16 protein-coding genes are annotated in these 15,560 nt (G+C 68.8%); 7 read left to right on the plus strand and 9 right to left on the minus strand.

Annotated elements, in window-relative coordinates; genetic code table 11:
* Window positions 1-4 precede the first annotated feature (4 nt).
* From J0J01_RS03350 to J0J01_RS03360, 3 genes are read left to right on the plus strand one after another with little or no spacing between them, the layout of a single operon-like run.
* A complete protein-coding gene (locus J0J01_RS03350; protein ID WP_296378761.1) occupies window positions 5-961 on the plus strand; it encodes a tripartite tricarboxylate transporter substrate binding protein in 957 nt (318 codons plus the stop codon).
* Window positions 962-971: 10 nt separating this feature from the next.
* Window positions 972-1,331 carry a DMT family protein gene (locus J0J01_RS03355; RefSeq protein WP_296378762.1) on the plus strand — a complete coding sequence of 120 codons (360 nt, stop codon included), beginning with the start codon at window positions 972-974 and terminating at the stop codon, window positions 1,329-1,331.
* 52 nt (window positions 1,332-1,383) lie between these two features.
* Window positions 1,384-3,141 carry a glycosyltransferase family 39 protein gene (locus J0J01_RS03360; protein ID WP_296378763.1) on the plus strand — a complete coding sequence of 586 codons (1,758 nt, stop codon included), beginning with the start codon at window positions 1,384-1,386 and terminating at the stop codon, window positions 3,139-3,141.
* On the opposite strand, the gene J0J01_RS03365 is transcribed toward J0J01_RS03360, so the two are convergent.
* From J0J01_RS03365 to J0J01_RS03375, 3 genes are read right to left on the minus strand one after another with little or no spacing between them, the layout of a single operon-like run.
* Window positions 3,138-4,406: a PepSY-associated TM helix domain-containing protein gene (locus J0J01_RS03365; RefSeq protein WP_296378764.1), complete on the minus strand. Its 1,269-nt coding sequence runs from the start codon at window positions 4,404-4,406 to the stop codon at window positions 3,138-3,140. The two genes, J0J01_RS03360 and J0J01_RS03365, sit on opposite strands and share 4 nt — an antisense overlap.
* A gap of 55 nt (window positions 4,407-4,461) precedes the next feature.
* Entirely contained in the window at window positions 4,462-6,339 is a 1,878-nt protein-coding gene (locus J0J01_RS03370; RefSeq protein WP_296378765.1) for a ferrous iron transporter B, read from the minus strand.
* Window positions 6,336-6,611: a FeoA family protein gene (locus J0J01_RS03375; RefSeq protein WP_296378766.1), complete on the minus strand. Its 276-nt coding sequence runs from the start codon at window positions 6,609-6,611 to the stop codon at window positions 6,336-6,338. Before J0J01_RS03375 ends, J0J01_RS03370 begins: the two co-directional genes overlap by 4 nt.
* 56 nt (window positions 6,612-6,667) lie before the next feature.
* Between J0J01_RS03375 and J0J01_RS03380 the strand changes: the two genes are divergently transcribed.
* The 3 genes from J0J01_RS03380 (at window position 6,668) to J0J01_RS03390 (ending at window position 8,617) form a co-directional block, all read left to right on the plus strand.
* Window positions 6,668-7,375: an alpha/beta hydrolase gene (locus tag J0J01_RS03380; RefSeq protein WP_296378767.1), complete on the plus strand. Its 708-nt coding sequence runs from the start codon at window positions 6,668-6,670 to the stop codon at window positions 7,373-7,375.
* A gap of 133 nt (window positions 7,376-7,508) precedes the next feature.
* Window positions 7,509-8,120: a pyridoxamine 5'-phosphate oxidase family protein gene (locus tag J0J01_RS03385; RefSeq protein ID WP_296378768.1), complete on the plus strand. Its 612-nt coding sequence runs from the start codon at window positions 7,509-7,511 to the stop codon at window positions 8,118-8,120.
* Window positions 8,087-8,617 (plus strand): N-acetyltransferase, encoded by a 531-nt coding sequence (locus tag J0J01_RS03390; protein WP_296378769.1) that lies wholly within the window; start codon window positions 8,087-8,089, stop codon window positions 8,615-8,617. The genes J0J01_RS03385 and J0J01_RS03390 overlap by 34 nt, the downstream gene beginning before the upstream one ends.
* Here the strand turns inward: J0J01_RS03390 and J0J01_RS03395 are convergent.
* The 4 genes from J0J01_RS03395 to J0J01_RS03410 all read right to left on the minus strand — a co-directional run bounded on the left by J0J01_RS03395 (window position 8,614) and on the right by J0J01_RS03410 (window position 12,980).
* Complete coding sequence (locus J0J01_RS03395) at window positions 8,614-10,011, minus strand: trehalose-6-phosphate synthase (RefSeq protein WP_296378770.1); 1,398 nt, start codon at window positions 10,009-10,011, stop codon at window positions 8,614-8,616. The two genes, J0J01_RS03390 and J0J01_RS03395, sit on opposite strands and share 4 nt — an antisense overlap.
* Window positions 9,996-11,795: a glycoside hydrolase family 15 protein gene (locus tag J0J01_RS03400; RefSeq protein ID WP_296378771.1), complete on the minus strand. Its 1,800-nt coding sequence runs from the start codon at window positions 11,793-11,795 to the stop codon at window positions 9,996-9,998. The genes J0J01_RS03395 and J0J01_RS03400 overlap by 16 nt, the downstream gene beginning before the upstream one ends.
* Window positions 11,792-12,547, minus strand: coding sequence for a trehalose-phosphatase (gene otsB / locus J0J01_RS03405; RefSeq protein WP_296378772.1), 756 nt, complete (start codon window positions 12,545-12,547; stop codon window positions 11,792-11,794). Before otsB ends, J0J01_RS03400 begins: the two co-directional genes overlap by 4 nt.
* Before the next feature lie 190 nt (window positions 12,548-12,737).
* Window positions 12,738-12,980, minus strand: a complete 243-nt coding sequence (locus J0J01_RS03410; RefSeq protein ID WP_296378773.1) for a DUF1127 domain-containing protein — start codon at window positions 12,978-12,980, stop codon at window positions 12,738-12,740.
* A 156-nt stretch (window positions 12,981-13,136) separates the two neighbouring features.
* Between J0J01_RS03410 and J0J01_RS03415 the strand changes: the two genes are divergently transcribed.
* Complete coding sequence (locus J0J01_RS03415; protein WP_296378774.1) at window positions 13,137-14,288, plus strand: aminotransferase class V-fold PLP-dependent enzyme; 1,152 nt, start codon at window positions 13,137-13,139, stop codon at window positions 14,286-14,288.
* Here J0J01_RS03415 and J0J01_RS03420 read toward each other — a convergent pair.
* Entirely contained in the window at window positions 14,254-14,694 is a 441-nt protein-coding gene (locus tag J0J01_RS03420; protein ID WP_296378775.1) for a DUF4345 family protein, read from the minus strand. The genes J0J01_RS03415 and J0J01_RS03420 overlap by 35 nt on opposite strands.
* On the minus strand, window positions 14,691-15,560 hold the full coding sequence (locus J0J01_RS03425) for an SDR family NAD(P)-dependent oxidoreductase (protein WP_296378776.1): 870 nt from the start codon (window positions 15,558-15,560) through the stop codon (window positions 14,691-14,693). The genes J0J01_RS03420 and J0J01_RS03425 overlap by 4 nt, the downstream gene beginning before the upstream one ends.

Genomic DNA, 15,560 nt, shown 5'->3' on the forward strand with positions numbered 1-15,560 from the left:
AGTGGTGCTTCTAGGCCTTCTGGCCGCGCTCGCGTTGGCCTGGCCGGCCGCGGCCGAGTTCCCCGACAAGCCGATCCGCATCATGGCGCCCTATGCGCCGGGCGGGAACATCGACGTCACCGCGCGCATCGTCGCCGACAAGCTGAAGGACGTGCTGGGCGTCACCGTGCTGGTCGAGAACAAGGCCGGCGCCTCGGGCATGATCGGCTCGGACGTGATCGCCCGCTCGGCACCCGACGGCTACAACCTGCTGGTCTCGGCCAACTCGATGGTCGACATCCCGGCGATCTACGGCAACGCGCCCTACGACTGGCGCACCGCCTTCCAGCCGATCAGCCACATCCAGGCGGTGCCGGGCGTGATCCTCGTGACGCCGTCGTCGCCGATCAAGACCCTCGCCGAGTTCATCAAGATCGGCATCGACAAGCCCAACGCGTTGACCATCGCCGACTCGGGCGTCGGCACGACCAACCACATCATCGAGGTGCTGCTGAGCGCCGGCAGCGGCGCGCAGTACACGCTGGTCCACTACAAGGGCAGCGGACAGGCCTCGATCGACGTGATCGCGGGCCAGGTGCCGGCCCAGATCGACCAGGTGAACAGCGCCCTGCCGTACATCAAGGCCGGCAAGCTGCGCGCGCTCGCGGTGACGGCCGACAGGCGCCTGGCGGAGCTGCCCGACGTGCCGACGGTCAAGGAGCTCGGCATCAAGGGCCTCGAGGACTTCACCTACGCGACCTACACCGGCCTGTTCGGGCCGGCGAAGATGCCGCCGGCAGTGCTCAAGAAGCTCAACGAGGCGATGGTCAAGGTGATGACTGATCCGGCGGTGGTGAAGAGGTTCGCCGACCTCACCGCCGAGGCCAGGCCGAGCACGCCCGAGGAGCTGGCCGCGCTGCTCGACAAGGAAGACAGGCAGGTGGTGCCGCTGATCAAGAAGCTCGGCATCAAGGCCGAGTAGGGCGGTACCGGTGACCTGGCTTCCCCCCGCTATCGCGCCGATCGTGCTGCTGCTCTGCTCCAACGTCTTCATGACGTTCGCCTGGTACGGGCACCTGAAGTTCACCGACCGGCCGCTGTGGCTGGTGATCGTCGCGAGCTGGGGCATCGCCTTCATCGAGTACTGCTTCGCGGTGCCTGCCAACCGCTGGGGCGTCGCGGCCTACAGCCCGGCCGAGCTCAAGACCATGCAGGAGGTGGTCACGCTGGTCGTATTCGCCGCCTTCTCGGTCCTCTATCTCGACGAGCGTCTGACCCTGAACCATGCCGTGGGCTTCGGCTTCATCGCGCTCGGCGCCTTCTTCGTCTTCAAGGGTCCGCTCCCGACCTGAAAGTTCGGGATGAAACCGCCGTCGGTCGCGTAAGCTCGGACGACCGATGGCCATGAGTGAACGCAAGCGGCTCGAGATCGCCAGCCTGGGCGCAGTCCTGGTGCTGGCCACTGCGCTGCGGCTGTGGCGGCTGGAGGCCAACGGCTTCGGCACCGAGTACTACGCCGCCGGCGTGCGCAGTGCCCTGCAGGGCTTCTCCCTCCTCTTCTACAATTCGTTCGACCCGGCGGGTTTCATCTCGCTCGACAAGCCGCCGGTCGCCTTCTGGATCCAGGCGCTGTTCGCCAAGGTTCTGGGCTTCAGCGGCTGGACGATCCACCTGCCGCAGGCCTTGGCGGGCATTGCATCGGTCGCGCTGCTGTATCGGCTGGTGCGTCAACCCTTCGGCCGCGCCGCGGCGATCATCGCCGCGCTGGCGATGGCGGTGATGCCGGTCGCGGTGGCGGTCGACCGCTCCAACAACACCGATTCGTGGCTGGTGTTCTTCCTGCTGCTGGCGGCCTGGTCGGCCTTGCGCGGCCGCGGCGGATCGCTGGTGGTGGCGATGGCGCTGCTGGGTGCGGCCTTCAATGTGAAGATGCTGGCCGCGCTGGTCTGCGGCCCGGCCCTGCTCGCCGGCTGGTGGCTCTCGAGCCCGCTCGACTGGCGCCGCCGGCTCGGCTGGATGGCGGGCGCCGGGGTAACGCTCGCCGTAGTGTCGCTATCCTGGCCGGTCGCCTTCGATCTCACGCCCAAGGACCGCCGGCCCTACGCCGGCAGCACCGAGGGCAATTCCATGCTCGAGCTGGTGGTCGTGCATAACGGCCTCGAACGCTTCGTGCGGCTGCGGCCCGAGCAGCCGCGGCCACCCGAGGCGGCCCAGGCCTTCCAGGCCTACGACGACGTGCCGACCGGACCGTCGCGGCTCGCCACGCCGCGCCTGGCCGCACAGTTCGGCTGGCTGCTGCCGCTCACCCTGGTCGGGCTGTTCTTCGTGCGCCGTCGCGACGGCATCCATCCCGAGCTGGCGCTGTGGGGCGTGTGGCTGATCGCCTACGGTGTCGTGTTCAGCGCCGCCGGCGGCATCTTCCATATCTATTACCTGTCGGCGCTGACGCCACCGGTCGCCGCGTTGGCCGGCATCGGCGCCGTGCGGCTATGGCGACGCGGGCCGGCGGGACTGGCGATCGGGCTCGGCCTTTGCGCGGCGTGGCAGGTTTACCTCGCCGGCGCATCGCTCGGCTGGACCACGGCCTGGCTCGGCTTCCCGGTCGTCGCGCTGGCCGCCGGCATCGCCGCCGTGTCGCGCGACAAACGTCCGCCGGCCGTGATCGGCGGCATCGCGTTGCTGGCGCTGCCGGCCGCGTGGGCGCTGAGCGCGATCTTCTCGCCGGGCAGCCTCGTGCTGCCGTCGGCCAGCCTGCCGCGCTGGCTCGGGATGGACGACGGCCGCGGCCCGCTCCTGTCGCGGCACTATCCGTCGCTCAGCGACGATCCGAAACTCGAGCAGTTCCTGCTCGCCAACCGCGGCAACGCCCGCTTCATCGTGGCAGCGCCGACCACCGGCCTGGTCGCGCCGCTGATTGTGCGCACCGGGCAGCCGGCGATGGCGGTCGGCGGCTTCTTCGGCAACGAGCCGATCCTCACGGTCGAGGCGTTCGCCGACACGGTGAAGCGCGGCGAGGTCCGTTATGTGCTCCTGACGGCACGCGCCCGGCAGACCGACCTCACGCGCTGGGTGCGCACCAACGGCAAGCTGGTCGACGAGTCGGAATGGCGCGCGGTGTCGGCCGAAGGCCGCCGGCCGATCCAGCTCTACGACCTGCGTTAGTCAGCCGACTGACCGGCGGCGATGATCGCCGCCTTCGCCCGTTCGCCGGCGCGCCGGTTGCGCCGCTTCAGCCACCACATCAGGAAGCCGGTGACGGCGAACAGCGGGATGACCAGGCCGACGACGAAGACCAGGAACTTGTAAACGCTGCCCAGACCCTGGCCGTAATGCAGCGCGCGCTGCCAAGCGATGATCGTTTCGCCAGTAGAGAGCGTCTTCGGGTCGAAAACGTCGACGATGGTCTTGCGCCACGGATCGATGATCACGGTGATCGTCGGCGCGCCCTCGCCGTGGCCGGTGCGGATCATGCCGATGCGCAGCGCCTGGTCGGGCCGCGTCGGCAGGAAGGCGTTGAGGAAGCGCGCATCCGGCACGCGCGCCTTGGCCAGCGCCAGCGCGTCGTCGAGGCCGATCGCGGTCGCGCCGCGCATCGGCTCGACCCGCGCCTGGAACTGGGCGGCGCGCATGTCGCGGCCCGGCCAGACCGTGTTGACCGCCGCCGCAATCTGCTGCGGGAAGGCGAGATAGACGCCGGTGAAGTTCACCAGCATGAACAGCACGAGGCTCCAGATGCCGACCGCGCCGTGCAGCTCGCGATTGAGGCGTACGCCGCGCGCCTTGCGGCGCACCGTGAAGGCTGCCTTCCACTGGCCGGCGCGCGGCCACCACAAGTACAGGCCCGAGCAGCCGAGCACGAGCAGCGCCACACCCAGCCAGCCGACGATCTCGCGGCCCAGCCCGCCGACGATGAACAGATGGCCGTGCAGGTCGTGGAAGAAGCGGACCCAGCCGGTCATCGTCTGCTGCGTCTGCAGCAGCTCGAGCGACACCGGATCGAACAGCAACTGCTGGCTGCCGGCGAACGGGCTCTGGGTGGGCACGCGACCCTGTGCCGGCTGTTGGCCGCCCTGCTGTTGCTGCTGGCCGCCCTCTCGACGGCCTTCGCCGCCGAACTGCGGCCGCTCGGTCGCCATGCCGGGCCGCGACAGGCGCACCGCCGCCGGCTCGCCGACCTCGATCGGCCAGCGCACGGCGATCGGGATGCGGCCGGGCTCCTTGCTCGCGGCCTTGGCCGCCTCGATCAGGGCGCTGGGCGACTGCCAGTCGCCGATGGTTTTCACCGTGGGCTCGCCCTGGCCCACCAGGTGCTCGATGTCGTGGGCATAGACCAGGACGGCGCCGGTGACGCCCATCATCACCAGCGGAAGCATCAGGATCAGGCCGATCCAGAGATGTAGCTGTTGCAGCCAGTAACGCGCGGCCATCGGCCTCCCACTTGCCCGGAACGCTGGCTGGCGACGGCTGGCCGCGTAGTGTCGACTATCCCGCGCCTGCCGCGCGGGCGATCTGGTTGGTCAGCAACGCCGCGATGTAGGCGAGCCCCAGCATGTATACGAACGTGACGGCCATCCATCCCCAGCCGCCGGTCTCGCGGCGGATCACCGCCAGCGTCGAGGCGCACTGCGGGGCGAAAACGTACCAGGCAAGCAGCGCCAGCGCGGTCGCCAGCGGCCACTGGCCCTTGAGGATCTGGCCGATCTTCTCGGTCGCCTCCTCGCCGCCATCGACCGCATAGAGCGTGCCCAGGGCGCCGACCGCGACCTCGCGGGCCGCCATGCCGGGGATCAGCGCGACGTTGATCTGCCAGTTGAAGCCCAGCGGTTGCGTGATCGGCCCGATCGCATGGCCGATCTTGGCGGCGAAGCTGTAGTCGATGGCCGGATCGGTGGCACCCTCGGGGGCCTGCGGGAACGAGGCCAGCGCCCAGATCAGGATCATCATCGACAGGATGGTGGTGCCGGCGCGCCTGAGGAACGCCGAGGCGCGCTGGGCGACGCCGAACACCAGGCTCTTGAGCTGCGGGATCTTGTAGTCGGGCATCTCGAGCATGAACGGCTCGCCCGCGCTCGTGCGCCAGAACAAGCGCTTGGCGACGAAGGAGACGGCGAGCGCCGCGGTGATGCCGGCGGCGTAGAGGCCGAACATCACCAGCCCCTGCAGGCCGACGAAGCCCCAGACCTCGCGGTCGGGAATGAAGGCCGAGATGATCAGGGTGTAGACCGGGATGCGCGCCGAGCAGGTCATCAGCGGCGCCACCAGGATCGTCGTCAGCCGGTCGCGCCGGTCGTCGATCACGCGGGTCGCCATGATGCCCGGGATGGCGCAGGCGAAGGACGACAGCAGCGGGATGAAGGCACGGCCGTGCAGGCCCGCGCCGCCCATGATCCTGTCCATCAGGAAGGCCGCGCGGGCCATGTAGCCCAGGTCCTCCAGCACCAGGATGAAGAAGAACAGGATGACGATCTGCGGCAGGAAGACGATGACGCTGCCCACGCCCGCGATCACGCCGTCTTTCAGGAAGCTGCGGACGATCTCCGGCAACGGCGCCGAGCCGACCAGCGCGCCGAGCCAGGTGAAGCCGTCGGAGATCAGATTCATCAAGGGCTTGGCCCAAGCGAACACCGCCTGGAACATCACGAAGAGGATGGCGAGCAGGATGACGAGCCCCGCCGCCGGATGCAGCAGCAGCTTGTCGACACGCGCCGTCGTCGGATCGAGATGGCCGGGATTGCGCACCGCCGCGCGCAGCACGCGGTCGGCCTCGCGCTGGGCATTGCGCAGGCCCGTGGCATCGGGCGCACGCCAGCTCGCGGCGCCGGCGGCCGGCAGCGCGTCGAGCTGCTTGTCGAGGGCGGCCAGCAATGCGTCAGTGCCGCCGCGGCGCACCGCGACCGAGCTCACCACCGGCAGGCCAAGCTCGCGCGCCAGCACCCCCATGTCGATCTCGACGCCGCGTTTCTTCGCGATGTCCATCATGTTCAGGGACATCAGGACGGGCCGGCCGACCTGCTTCAGCTCGAGCGCCAGACGCAGCGCCAGGCGCAGGTTGGAGGCATCGGCGACGCAGACGATCAGGTCGGGCGCGCGCTCGGTGGCGAGCTTGCCCAGCACGACGTCGCGCGTGATCTCCTCGTCGGGCGAGCGGGCGCGCAGCGAATAAGTACCGGGCAGGTCGACGACCTCGGCTGGCCGGCCGGCCGGCGTGCTGAGCCGGCCCATCTTCTTCTCGACGGTGACGCCGGGATAGTTGGCGACCTTCTGCCGGCTGCCGGTGAGCGCGTTGTACAACGCGGTCTTGCCGCAGTTGGGGTTGCCCACCAGGGCAACCACCGGAGCGAGATCGACGGCGACGTTCATGGGTGGTCCGTCACGACCACGGCCATGGCCTCGCGGCGGCGCAGGGCGATGGTCGTTGCGGCCACCCGGACGGCGATCGGGTCGCCGCCGAACAGGCCTTGGTGCAGCAGCTCGACCGTCGCCCCCTCGACGAACCCCAATTCGAGCAGCCGGCGCTCGAGCTCAGGCGGCTCCAGGCCGGCCGAGGGCGCACGCGTCAGGTCGAGCGCGGTGATGCGGCCGCGAAAACCCACACGGGCGGCGCCCAGTGCTATGGTGGGAATGGTGGTCATTGCGAGTGCTTCCTAATAGCACCCGCGCCAGGGGCTCGCCAGCGGAGGAAAGCAGCATGTCATCGGTCGTTTTGGCGCACGGCGCATGGTCGGCGAGCTGGGCCTGGAAGAAGATGCGGCCGTTGCTCCGCGCCGCCGGGCATGAGTTCTTTTCGCCTACTTACACGGGCCTGGGCGACCGTGCACACCTCGCGAATCGCGCCATCGACCTCACGACGCACATCGATGACGTGGCCAATGTGCTGGAATTCGAGGACCTGAAGGACGTCACCCTGCTCGGCCATTCCTATGGCGGCATGGTGGCGACCGGCGTCGCCGACAAGATGGCCGACCGCATTGCCCGTGTGGTCTATATCGACGCCTTCGCGCCCAAGGACGGCCAGAGCCTGTTCGACCTGCTGGGCCCCAGGGGCGAGGCCCACATGCGCGCGGGAGCGGACAAGGACGGCGACGGCTGGAAGCTGCCGCTCAACCCCATGCCGCCCGACACCGCGCCGGAAGACTCGGCCTGGGCAGTGCCGAAACGCCGGCCGCAGCCGATCAAGACCTTCGAGCAGAAGATCAAGCTCGCGCACACGACCTTCCCGCCGCGCCATTACATCTATGCCAGGAAGAACGGCCCGGGCGACGTCTTCCGCCAGTTCGGCGACCGCGCCAAGAGCGAGCCCGGCTGGAAGTACTACGAGATCGACGCCAGCCATAATCCGCACATCACCTGCCCCGATGCGCTGATGAAGCTGCTGACGGAGATCATGGCGTCCTAAACCAAGTTCGACACATGCCGACCTATCACTCTCAACCTAAGCGTCAGTTCGGGCGCCTGAAAGGCAAGATGTCGGTCGGCCCGGAATTCTTCGAGCCTTTGCCGGAAAGCGAATTGAAGCTGTGGGAATGACAATGTCGAAGATCACCACCCTCGCCGATCTCGAGGCGCTGTACGGCCAGCCGGTCGAGGCGGCGACCGTGAAAGAGGTCGACCGGCTGACGCCGCACTATCGCGCCTACATCGAGGCGGCGCCGTTCGCAGCGCTGGCGACCTCGGGGCCGGAGGGCCTGGACTGCTCGCCGCGCGGCGACAAGCCGGGCTTCGTGCGCATCCACGACGACAAGACGCTGATGCTGCCCGACCGGCGCGGCAACAACCGGGTCGATTCGCTGCGCAACATCGTGCGCAATCCGCAGGTCGCGATGCTGTTCCTGATCCCCGGCGTGACCAACACGCTCAGGGTCAACGGCCGCGCCCATCTCAGCGTCGATCCGGAGCTGCTCGAGTCCTTCGCCGTCGAGGACAAGGCGCCGCGCTCGGTGACGGTGATCGCCGTCGAGTCGGTCTACTTCCAGTGCGGCCGCGCGCTGATCCGCTCGGAGCTGTGGGATCCCCGCCGGCACGTCGATCCCAAGAGCCTGCCGAGCGCCGGCCAGATCCTGGCCGCGCTCAGCGAGAACCGCGTCGGCGGCACCATCTACGACCGCGAATGGCCGGGGCGCGCCGCCAAGACGATGTGGTGATCCGTCCTCGCGCGCCGGCCGACGACGCGGCGATCGCCGAGATCAACGACAGCGCCTTCGGCGGGACCGGCGAATCGAAGCTCGTGCACGCGTTGCGCGACGCCGGCCTGGTCGCAATCGACCTCGTCGCTCTCGAATCGTCCGACCTCGTCGGGCACGTTCTGTTCAGTGACCTCGACGTCGCGATGGACGGCCGCTCCGTGAAGGCGCTGGCGCTCGCACCGGTCGCCGTCCGGCCCGATCGCCAGCGACGCGGGATCGGCAGCGCGCTCATCCGCCGAGGCCTCGACCTCGCGCGCACCGACGGCTGGGCTGCCGTGATCGTGCTCGGCGATCCGGCCTACTATCCGCGCTTCGGCTTCTCGGCGGCGGCGGCGCGGCCTCTGCGGGCGCCGTTTTCCGGCGACGCGTTCATGGCGCTCCCGCTGCGTCCCGGCGCGCTCGAGGGGTGCGCTGGCCGGGTCGTCTATCCAGCCGCGTTCGATGTCGTCAGCTAAGCCGCCGCGCGCGGCGGCGCCGCCTGGGCCTTCACCAGGCTCAACGCATCGATGAAGTTCTTGCAGTAGGCGCCGGCGGTGGTGCGGAACACCTTCTCGACCAGCGCCGCATGCCGATCCTTGCGCTCCGGTGCGGGCATGGTGAGCGCGACGTGCATGGCATCGGCGATGGCGTCCGGATCGAACGGATTGACGATCAGCGCCTCGGTGAGCTCGTGCGCCGCGCCCGCGAACTTCGACAGGATCAGCACGCCCGGATCGTCCTCGGGTTGGGCGGCGATGAACTCCTTGGCGACCAGGTTCATGCCGTCTCGCAACGGCGTCACCACGCCGATGCGGCTCAGGCGATAGAGGCCGGCAAGCTGCGAACGCGGCGCAGTGCGCGTCGAATAGCGCAGCGGCGTCCAGTCGAAATCCGAGAAGCGGCCGTTGATCCGGCCGGTCAGCCGGTCGAGCTCGGTCCGCAGCTTGCGGTACTCGTCGACCTCCTCGCGCGAGCGCGGGCAGATCTGCAGGAAGTGGATGTGGCGGCGGTGCTCCTGATGCTTCTCGAGCAGCCGGGCCAGCGCCTCGAAGCGCTGCGGCAGACCCTTGGAATAGTCCATGCGGTCGACGCCGATGGCGAGCGCGCGGCCGGCCAGGCTGCCGACGACGCGATGCACCATCTTGTCGTTGACCGAGCGGACGGCATCCTGGCGGAACGACTCGGCATCGATGCCGATCGGATCGGCGAAGGCGCGCATCGAGCGGCCGTTGAGCCGCACCCACTCCCCCTGCACCGCGGCGCCCAGCATGCGCTGGGCGCAGTCGCGGAAATCGCGCGCGTGCTCCTCGGTCTGGAAGCCCACGAGGTCGAAGGCGCAGAGGTCGGCGATCAGCTCGCGCGCCACCGGCAGCGCCTCCATCATCGACGGCGGCGCGAACGGGATGTGCAGGAAGAAGCCCAGCGGGCCGTGGAAGCCCTGCTCGCGCAGCATGCGGCCGAACGGGATCAGGTGATAGTCGTGCGCCCACACCGAATCGTCGGGCTGCAACACGGTGCCGAGCGACGCGGCAAAGCTGCGGTTGACCGCGAGGTAGGCCTCGTACTCCTCGCGCCGGAACTGCATCAGGCCGAGCCGGAAATGCAGCAGCGGCCACAGCGCGCCGTTGGCGAAGCCGACGTAGTAGCCCTTGTAGTCCTCCGAGGTGAGATCGACGGTGGCGTAGGTGACGCCGCGCGCCTCGACGATCGCGGGCTCGAGCGCCGGCTCCGAGGCGAGCCGCCCGCTCCAGCCGAACCACATCGTGCCGGGCGTCAGCAGGTCGCGCAGCGCAACTGCCAGGCCGCCCGCCGAGGCGCCGCGCGCCTTGGGGATCGGCACGCGGTTGGAGATGATCACGAGGCGTGCCATAGGCCCTCCTCCCAGCTGCGGGACAGGCGCATGGCGGACAGGATCAGCCCGACCTGGCTGTAGGTCTGCGGGAAGTTGCCCCACAGCTCGCCGGTCCTGGGATCGATGTCCTCCGACAGCAACCCGACATGGTTGCGCCGCCCGAGCACGTTGTTGAAGAGTTCAAGCGCTTCAGATCGACGACCGACGCTCGCCAGAGCGTCGATGTACCAGAACGTACAGAGCAGAAAGGCGTTGGACGGCTTGCCGAAGTCGTCCGCCTCGATGTAGCGCATCAGGAAGCCGTTCCGCATGAGGCGCTTTTCGATCGCGTCCAGGGTCGCGTGGAAGCGCGGATCGTCCGACGGCAGCAGGCCGATCTCGGGCAGGACCAGGCTCGAGGCATCCGCCATCTCCCGGTCGAGCACGCCCGACAGCCAGCCGTCGGGCATCGTCGAGCGCTTGAGGATCTCCTGGCGCAGCACGCCGGCCCGCGCCAGCCATTCGCGCGATTCGGAATCGACGCCGACGCGCCGGGCGATCATGCCGAGCCGGTGTTGCGCGGCCCAGCACATGGCAGCGGAGAAGGTGTGCACCTCCTCGCGCTCGCGGTATTCCCAGAGGCCCGCATCCGGGGTCAACGCGACCTTGTGGGCTTCGTTCCCGACCACGCAAAGCTGACGATAGAGCTCGACGTCGCCGTGCCGCGGCAGACGCTCGTCCCAGAACATCTGCGCCGCCGTCATCACCATCGAGCCGTAGGTGTCGTTCTGACGCTGGATGACAGCCGCATTGCCGGTGCGCACCGGGCCGTAGCCGCGATAGCCCGGCAGCGAATCGATCAGCCTTTCCTCGGTCTCGGTGCCGGGCGCGATCGGGAACAGCGGCGCGATCTCCTCGGGCTCGCCGCGCGAGCTGCCGGCCTCGACGATGTTGACGATGAAGCGCACGAAGCCCTCCATCGTGCGCGTCGCCGACAGCCGGTTGAGCGCCGTCACGGTGTAGAAGGAATCGCGCAGCCAGGAGAAGCGGTAGTCCCAGGTGCGCGGCGTGCCGGCCGCTTCCGGGACCGAGGTGGTGAGCGCCGCCAGCACCGCGCCGGTATCCTCGAAACTGCACATCTTGAGGGTGATCGCGGCGCGGATCACCGCGGCCTGCCAGTCGAACGGAATGTTGAGGTCGCGCACCCAGCTCCACCAGTAGGCCTCGGTCTCGGCGAGGAAGGTGCGGCCGAGCGAATCGGGATTCTCGGTGATGCTTTCGTCGGCGCCGACGATCAGGGTGAGTGGCCGGTCGAGCCCGAACTCGCTCTCGTGCAGGATGTGGGTGATCGAGCCGTCGGTGGTGAGCCGCAGCACCGCGGCATCGCCGACGAAGCGCGCATGGTTGCTGCCGCTGGTGATCGCGGGCTTCAGCGAGCCGTAGTTGAAAGTCGGGCGCAGCCTGATCGTGATCCGCGGCCGGCCGGCGACCGGCTCGATGCGGCGCACCAGCATCGGCGGCCGGAACATGCGGCCGAAGCGTCGGAAGCGCGGCGCGAAGTCGACGATGCGCGCCGTGCCGTTGCTGCCCTCGATCGTGGTCTCGAGGATCGCGGTGTTGGGCAGGTAGCGCTGCCGGCCCTCGCCGCCGCCCGCCACGATGGCCTCCATGAAGCCGCTCTGCGGGTCGGTGCCGCCAAGCAGCGCATTGAACACCGGATCGCCGTCGAGCCGCCCCATGCCGTGCCAGACATGCCGGCCGCGCCGGTCGATCAGGCTTGCGATCGCGCAGTTGCCGATCACGCCGAGCTCGAGCGTACTCATGGGGCGGGACCTGCCGGCGCGGACTGCGATGGCAGGCCGTCCATGCGCTCCATGCCGTGGGTCAGCCAGGCGCGCACGTTGGCGGGATCGCCGCCGAACACCTCGGCGACGCGCAGGCCCATGCCGCCGAAGCGGCGCGCCATCGACATGCCGGCCTCGTCGGTGAAGTCGTCGCCGACGAAGATCGGCCGGCGGCCATGGAACGGCGCATGCTCCATCAGCCGCTCGACCGCATCGCCCTTCGACGCCGCGCGCAGGCCGATCTCGACCGCCTCGCGCGCCGGGATCAGGCGGAACCAGGGATGGTCGGCCGGCACCAGGCTGCGCGCCAGTTCCCACACCTCGGATTCGCGCTCAGGCGCCAGACGATAGTGAACGGTGAGGCCGTGCGGCTTGGGCTCGATACGCACGCCGGGCCAGCGCTCGGCCGCGTCGCCGAGCGCCAGCCGCCAGCCGTCGGGTACGGCAATGCCGACCGGCAGCTCCTGCAAGGTGCCGTCGGCGAAGCGCACGGTGACGCCATGCTCACCTGCGGCGGAGGCCCGGAAAGGCATGAGCAGCCGGTCGATCTGGCGGAGCGGCCGGCCACTCACGATGGCGACGGCGCCTTCGAGCTGGTGATGGAGGTGCGACAGCAGGGACGGCAGGGACGGCGGGACCACGACCGATTCCGGAGTGGCCGCGATCTCGACCAGGGTGCCGTCGAAATCCAGAAACAGCGCGGTTTTCCGGTCCAGCTCCGGTGGAGTCATGTCGGCGAGGCCCTTTGCGCGTTGAATCGGTCGTCCGGACGCGAGCGGCCACGCCGCGCTGCGCGGTTGACTAACGCGCAAGGGGCCAGAGAGTTGCGTTACCGAACCGTTTCAACAGGAAACGCTCGAGCGTATTCCGTCCGATCGGACGGAATACGCCCTGTCCGCGCGTTTCCCATCGGAAACCGCTTTAGCGCAGCGGGCCCATTTCCTGCCAGAAGGCCTTGCCGGACTCGTAGGCTGCGGCCGCCGGCGAGATGCCGGCATCGCGCAGACTGCGCGCATCCATCTGGGCGAGGCAGCGGCGCATGTCGCGGCGCTGGCGCCACAGTTCCAGGGTGAAGGCGGCGCGCTGGCGCCAGGACGGCTTGTCGGCGGGCGAGACGTAGAGGTCGGTGGCGCCGAGGAGGCGGTCGCGGGACTGGTAGCTCATCTTTCCCTCCTCCAAGAGGTGACGGAGCGAACATGGTCCCGGGCAAGAGGGCTCTCAATTACACGCGAGGTAATCGTCCAAGAGTCCTTCTCATGCCGCACGGCAGAAAACTTGGCGTCGACCGCGTGCTATGCTTTCGCGAGAAAAGGAGTTCGCATGCTGCCGTCCCAACGCGCCCTGTTCGACATGCCGCGCGATGTCTGTTTCATGAATGCTGCAGCCTGGAGCCCGCTGCCGCTGGCCTCGCAGGAGGCCGGCCGTGCCGCGGTCGGACGCAAGGGCCAGCCGTGGAAACTGCCGGACGGCTTCCAGCGCGAGCAGTACGAGCGCACGCGCAAGGCGGCGGCGGCGCTGATCGGTGCCGAGCCCGATGATGTGGCGCTCATTTCCTCGGTCGGCTACGGCGTCTCAACCGCGGGCAAGGTGCTCACCCTGCCGCGCGGCACGCGGGTGATCGTGCTGGAGAACGACCACACCTCGCCGGTGCTGGAGTGGCATGCACGCGCCGCGGCCGGCGGCTACACCGTCGACACGGTGAAGCAGCCGGCGGACGGCGACTGGACCTCGGCCGTGCTCGAGGCGATCGAGCGCGCGGGTGGCGCACCGGTGTCGCTGGCGTCGATCTCGTCGGTGCACTGGTCGGATGGCGGCGCGCTCGACATTCCGCGCATCCGCGCTGTCCTCAAGAAGCAGGGCGCGGCGCTGCTGGTCGACGCCACGCACGACGCGGGCGTGCGTCACATCGACGTCAAGACGCTCGATCCCGACTTCCTGATCTTCCCGACCTACAAGTGGGTGCTGGGACCCTACGGCCGCGCCTTCATGTACGTCGCCAAGCGCCATCAGCACGGCGTGCCGCTCGAGCAGACCGCCGGTGCGCGCAAGGCGGTGAATGCCGAGGACACGATCTATTTCCGCGACACGTCCTACCGCGACGACGCGCGGCGCTACGACATGGGCGAACGCGACCATTTCATCAGCATGGAGATGGCAGCGATCGGCATGGAGATGATGGCGGGCTGGGGCAACGATGCGATCGTCGCGCGGCTCTCGATGCTCACCGGCAAGCTGGCCGATGGCCTCGGCAATCTCGGCGTCGGCGTGCTCGATCCCAAGGTGCGCGCGCCGCACATCCTGTGCGTCAGCTTCCCCAAGGGCATGGCGCCAGACCTGCCCAAGCGACTCGCCGCGGCGGGCGTGCACGCGGCGCCGCGCCTCGGCCGCCTGCGCATCAGCCCGCACGTCTATAACGACGAGCAGGACGTCGAGCGCTTCATCGAGGTGTTTCGCAAGGTCGCATTGCCCTGAGTCGTCGGCGGCGCTCCAAATGGACGCCCATGAGGGAGAGTGCTGCGATCGCCAGCTCCGGAACGATGATGTGCATGCTCTGGGTTAGTGTGCCGTCATGCAGCGCGCCATAGAGCCGAAGCACGAGCAGGACAGCCGCGACCGTCGCAACCAGCCCGAGAGCTGGAAGGAGTCGGTGGGCCGAGAATAGCGAGAACGCCAAGATCGCAGCGAGGCTCAGGGGAAAGCCGCCAATCCCGGCGCGGGCGTTGGTGTAGCCCACCGCGGTCTGCAAGACGAAGCCTGCCCCCGCGGCGGCATGCATTGGATCGAGCACGAACCGCAGCCCGATCATCGTGAACAGGACGGCGACGGCGAAAATGGTAAGCCGCGCCAACCACAGCGAAACCGTCGAAGAATTCATCATGTGCTCCCCGAATGACCATGCGCGACGCCATCAGGCAGTCCCGCAAGTTTGGCGCAGATTTGCCAGAGCCTGTCCGCCACGCCGGCGTCGTGGGTCACCGGCTTGGTCGGTCGGATCCGCTGTCTAAGAAAGAAGCAGCCCGACAGAGCCGCCACGTCCGGCGACGACGCAAGATGGACGATCGTCCGCGCGCCGACATCGGGCCCGGGGAACAGCGGCTTGACCAGCAGGGGGATCAGCCGGGCCGGCCCGCGGATGCCGTGGCCGAAGCGCGTCCGGGTCGGCCCGGGGCTCATGCAGTTCGCCGTCACGCCCCGGCCCTGCAGGCGCCGCGCCAAGTCGAAGGTGAAGATGATGTTCTCGAGCTTCGATCGAAAGTAGGCGCTCAGGGCGCCGTAACGCTTCTCCCCCTGAAGATTGTCGAAGTCGAGCTGGGACAGAAAGCTCTCCGCCGCAACATTGACGATGCGGCTGCATGCGGTCGCCAGAATGAGATCGAGCAGCAGGTTGGTCAGCAGGAACGGTCCGACGTGGTTGGTCGCAAAGGTCCGTTCGATGCCGTCCGGCGTAAGCTCGCGGCGATCGAAAATTGCTCCGGCATTGTTGACCAGTACGTCCAGCCGGTCGGCGCGCCGCAGCACCTCGTCCGCCAGCGTGCGAACGCTCGACTGCGAGCTCATGTCGCCCAGCAGCAGCTCGGGGGCGAGCCCCGTCGCCTGCCGTGCAACCTCGGCCTGCGCGTGGAGGCCGCGCCCGGAGTTTCGACAGACCATGAGTACGCGCGCGCCGGCGCGCGCCAGTTCGCGCGCCGTCACGAAGCCCAGACCGCTGTTGGCGCCGGTGACGAGGACTGTCTTGCCGCGCAT

The sequence above is a fragment of the Reyranella sp. genome (genome assembly GCF_017305915.1).
GTDB lineage: Bacteria > Pseudomonadota > Alphaproteobacteria > Reyranellales > Reyranellaceae > Reyranella.

Coding starts and splice junctions, on each gene's coding strand:
- J0J01_RS03425 (WP_296378776.1), bottom strand. CDS start 15,560: ATGCGCGGCAAGACAGTCCTCGTCACCGGCGCCAACAGCGGTCTGGGC.
- otsB (WP_296378772.1), bottom strand. CDS start 12,547: ATGACTCCACCGGAGCTGGACCGGAAAACCGCGCTGTTTCTGGATTTC.
- J0J01_RS03360 (WP_296378763.1), top strand. CDS start 1,384: ATGAGTGAACGCAAGCGGCTCGAGATCGCCAGCCTGGGCGCAGTCCTG.
- J0J01_RS03400 (WP_296378771.1), bottom strand. CDS start 11,795: ATGAGTACGCTCGAGCTCGGCGTGATCGGCAACTGCGCGATCGCAAGC.
- J0J01_RS03370 (WP_296378765.1), bottom strand. CDS start 6,339: ATGAACGTCGCCGTCGATCTCGCTCCGGTGGTTGCCCTGGTGGGCAAC.
- J0J01_RS03380 (WP_296378767.1), top strand. CDS start 6,668: ATGTCATCGGTCGTTTTGGCGCACGGCGCATGGTCGGCGAGCTGGGCC.
- J0J01_RS03415 (WP_296378774.1), top strand. CDS start 13,137: ATGCTGCCGTCCCAACGCGCCCTGTTCGACATGCCGCGCGATGTCTGT.
- J0J01_RS03390 (WP_296378769.1), top strand. CDS start 8,087: ATGGCCGGGGCGCGCCGCCAAGACGATGTGGTGATCCGTCCTCGCGCG.
- J0J01_RS03410 (WP_296378773.1), bottom strand. CDS start 12,980: ATGAGCTACCAGTCCCGCGACCGCCTCCTCGGCGCCACCGACCTCTAC.
- J0J01_RS03395 (WP_296378770.1), bottom strand. CDS start 10,011: ATGGCACGCCTCGTGATCATCTCCAACCGCGTGCCGATCCCCAAGGCG.
- J0J01_RS03385 (WP_296378768.1), top strand. CDS start 7,509: ATGTCGAAGATCACCACCCTCGCCGATCTCGAGGCGCTGTACGGCCAG.
- J0J01_RS03420 (WP_296378775.1), bottom strand. CDS start 14,694: ATGATGAATTCTTCGACGGTTTCGCTGTGGTTGGCGCGGCTTACCATT.
- J0J01_RS03365 (WP_296378764.1), bottom strand. CDS start 4,406: ATGGCCGCGCGTTACTGGCTGCAACAGCTACATCTCTGGATCGGCCTG.
- J0J01_RS03375 (WP_296378766.1), bottom strand. CDS start 6,611: ATGACCACCATTCCCACCATAGCACTGGGCGCCGCCCGTGTGGGTTTT.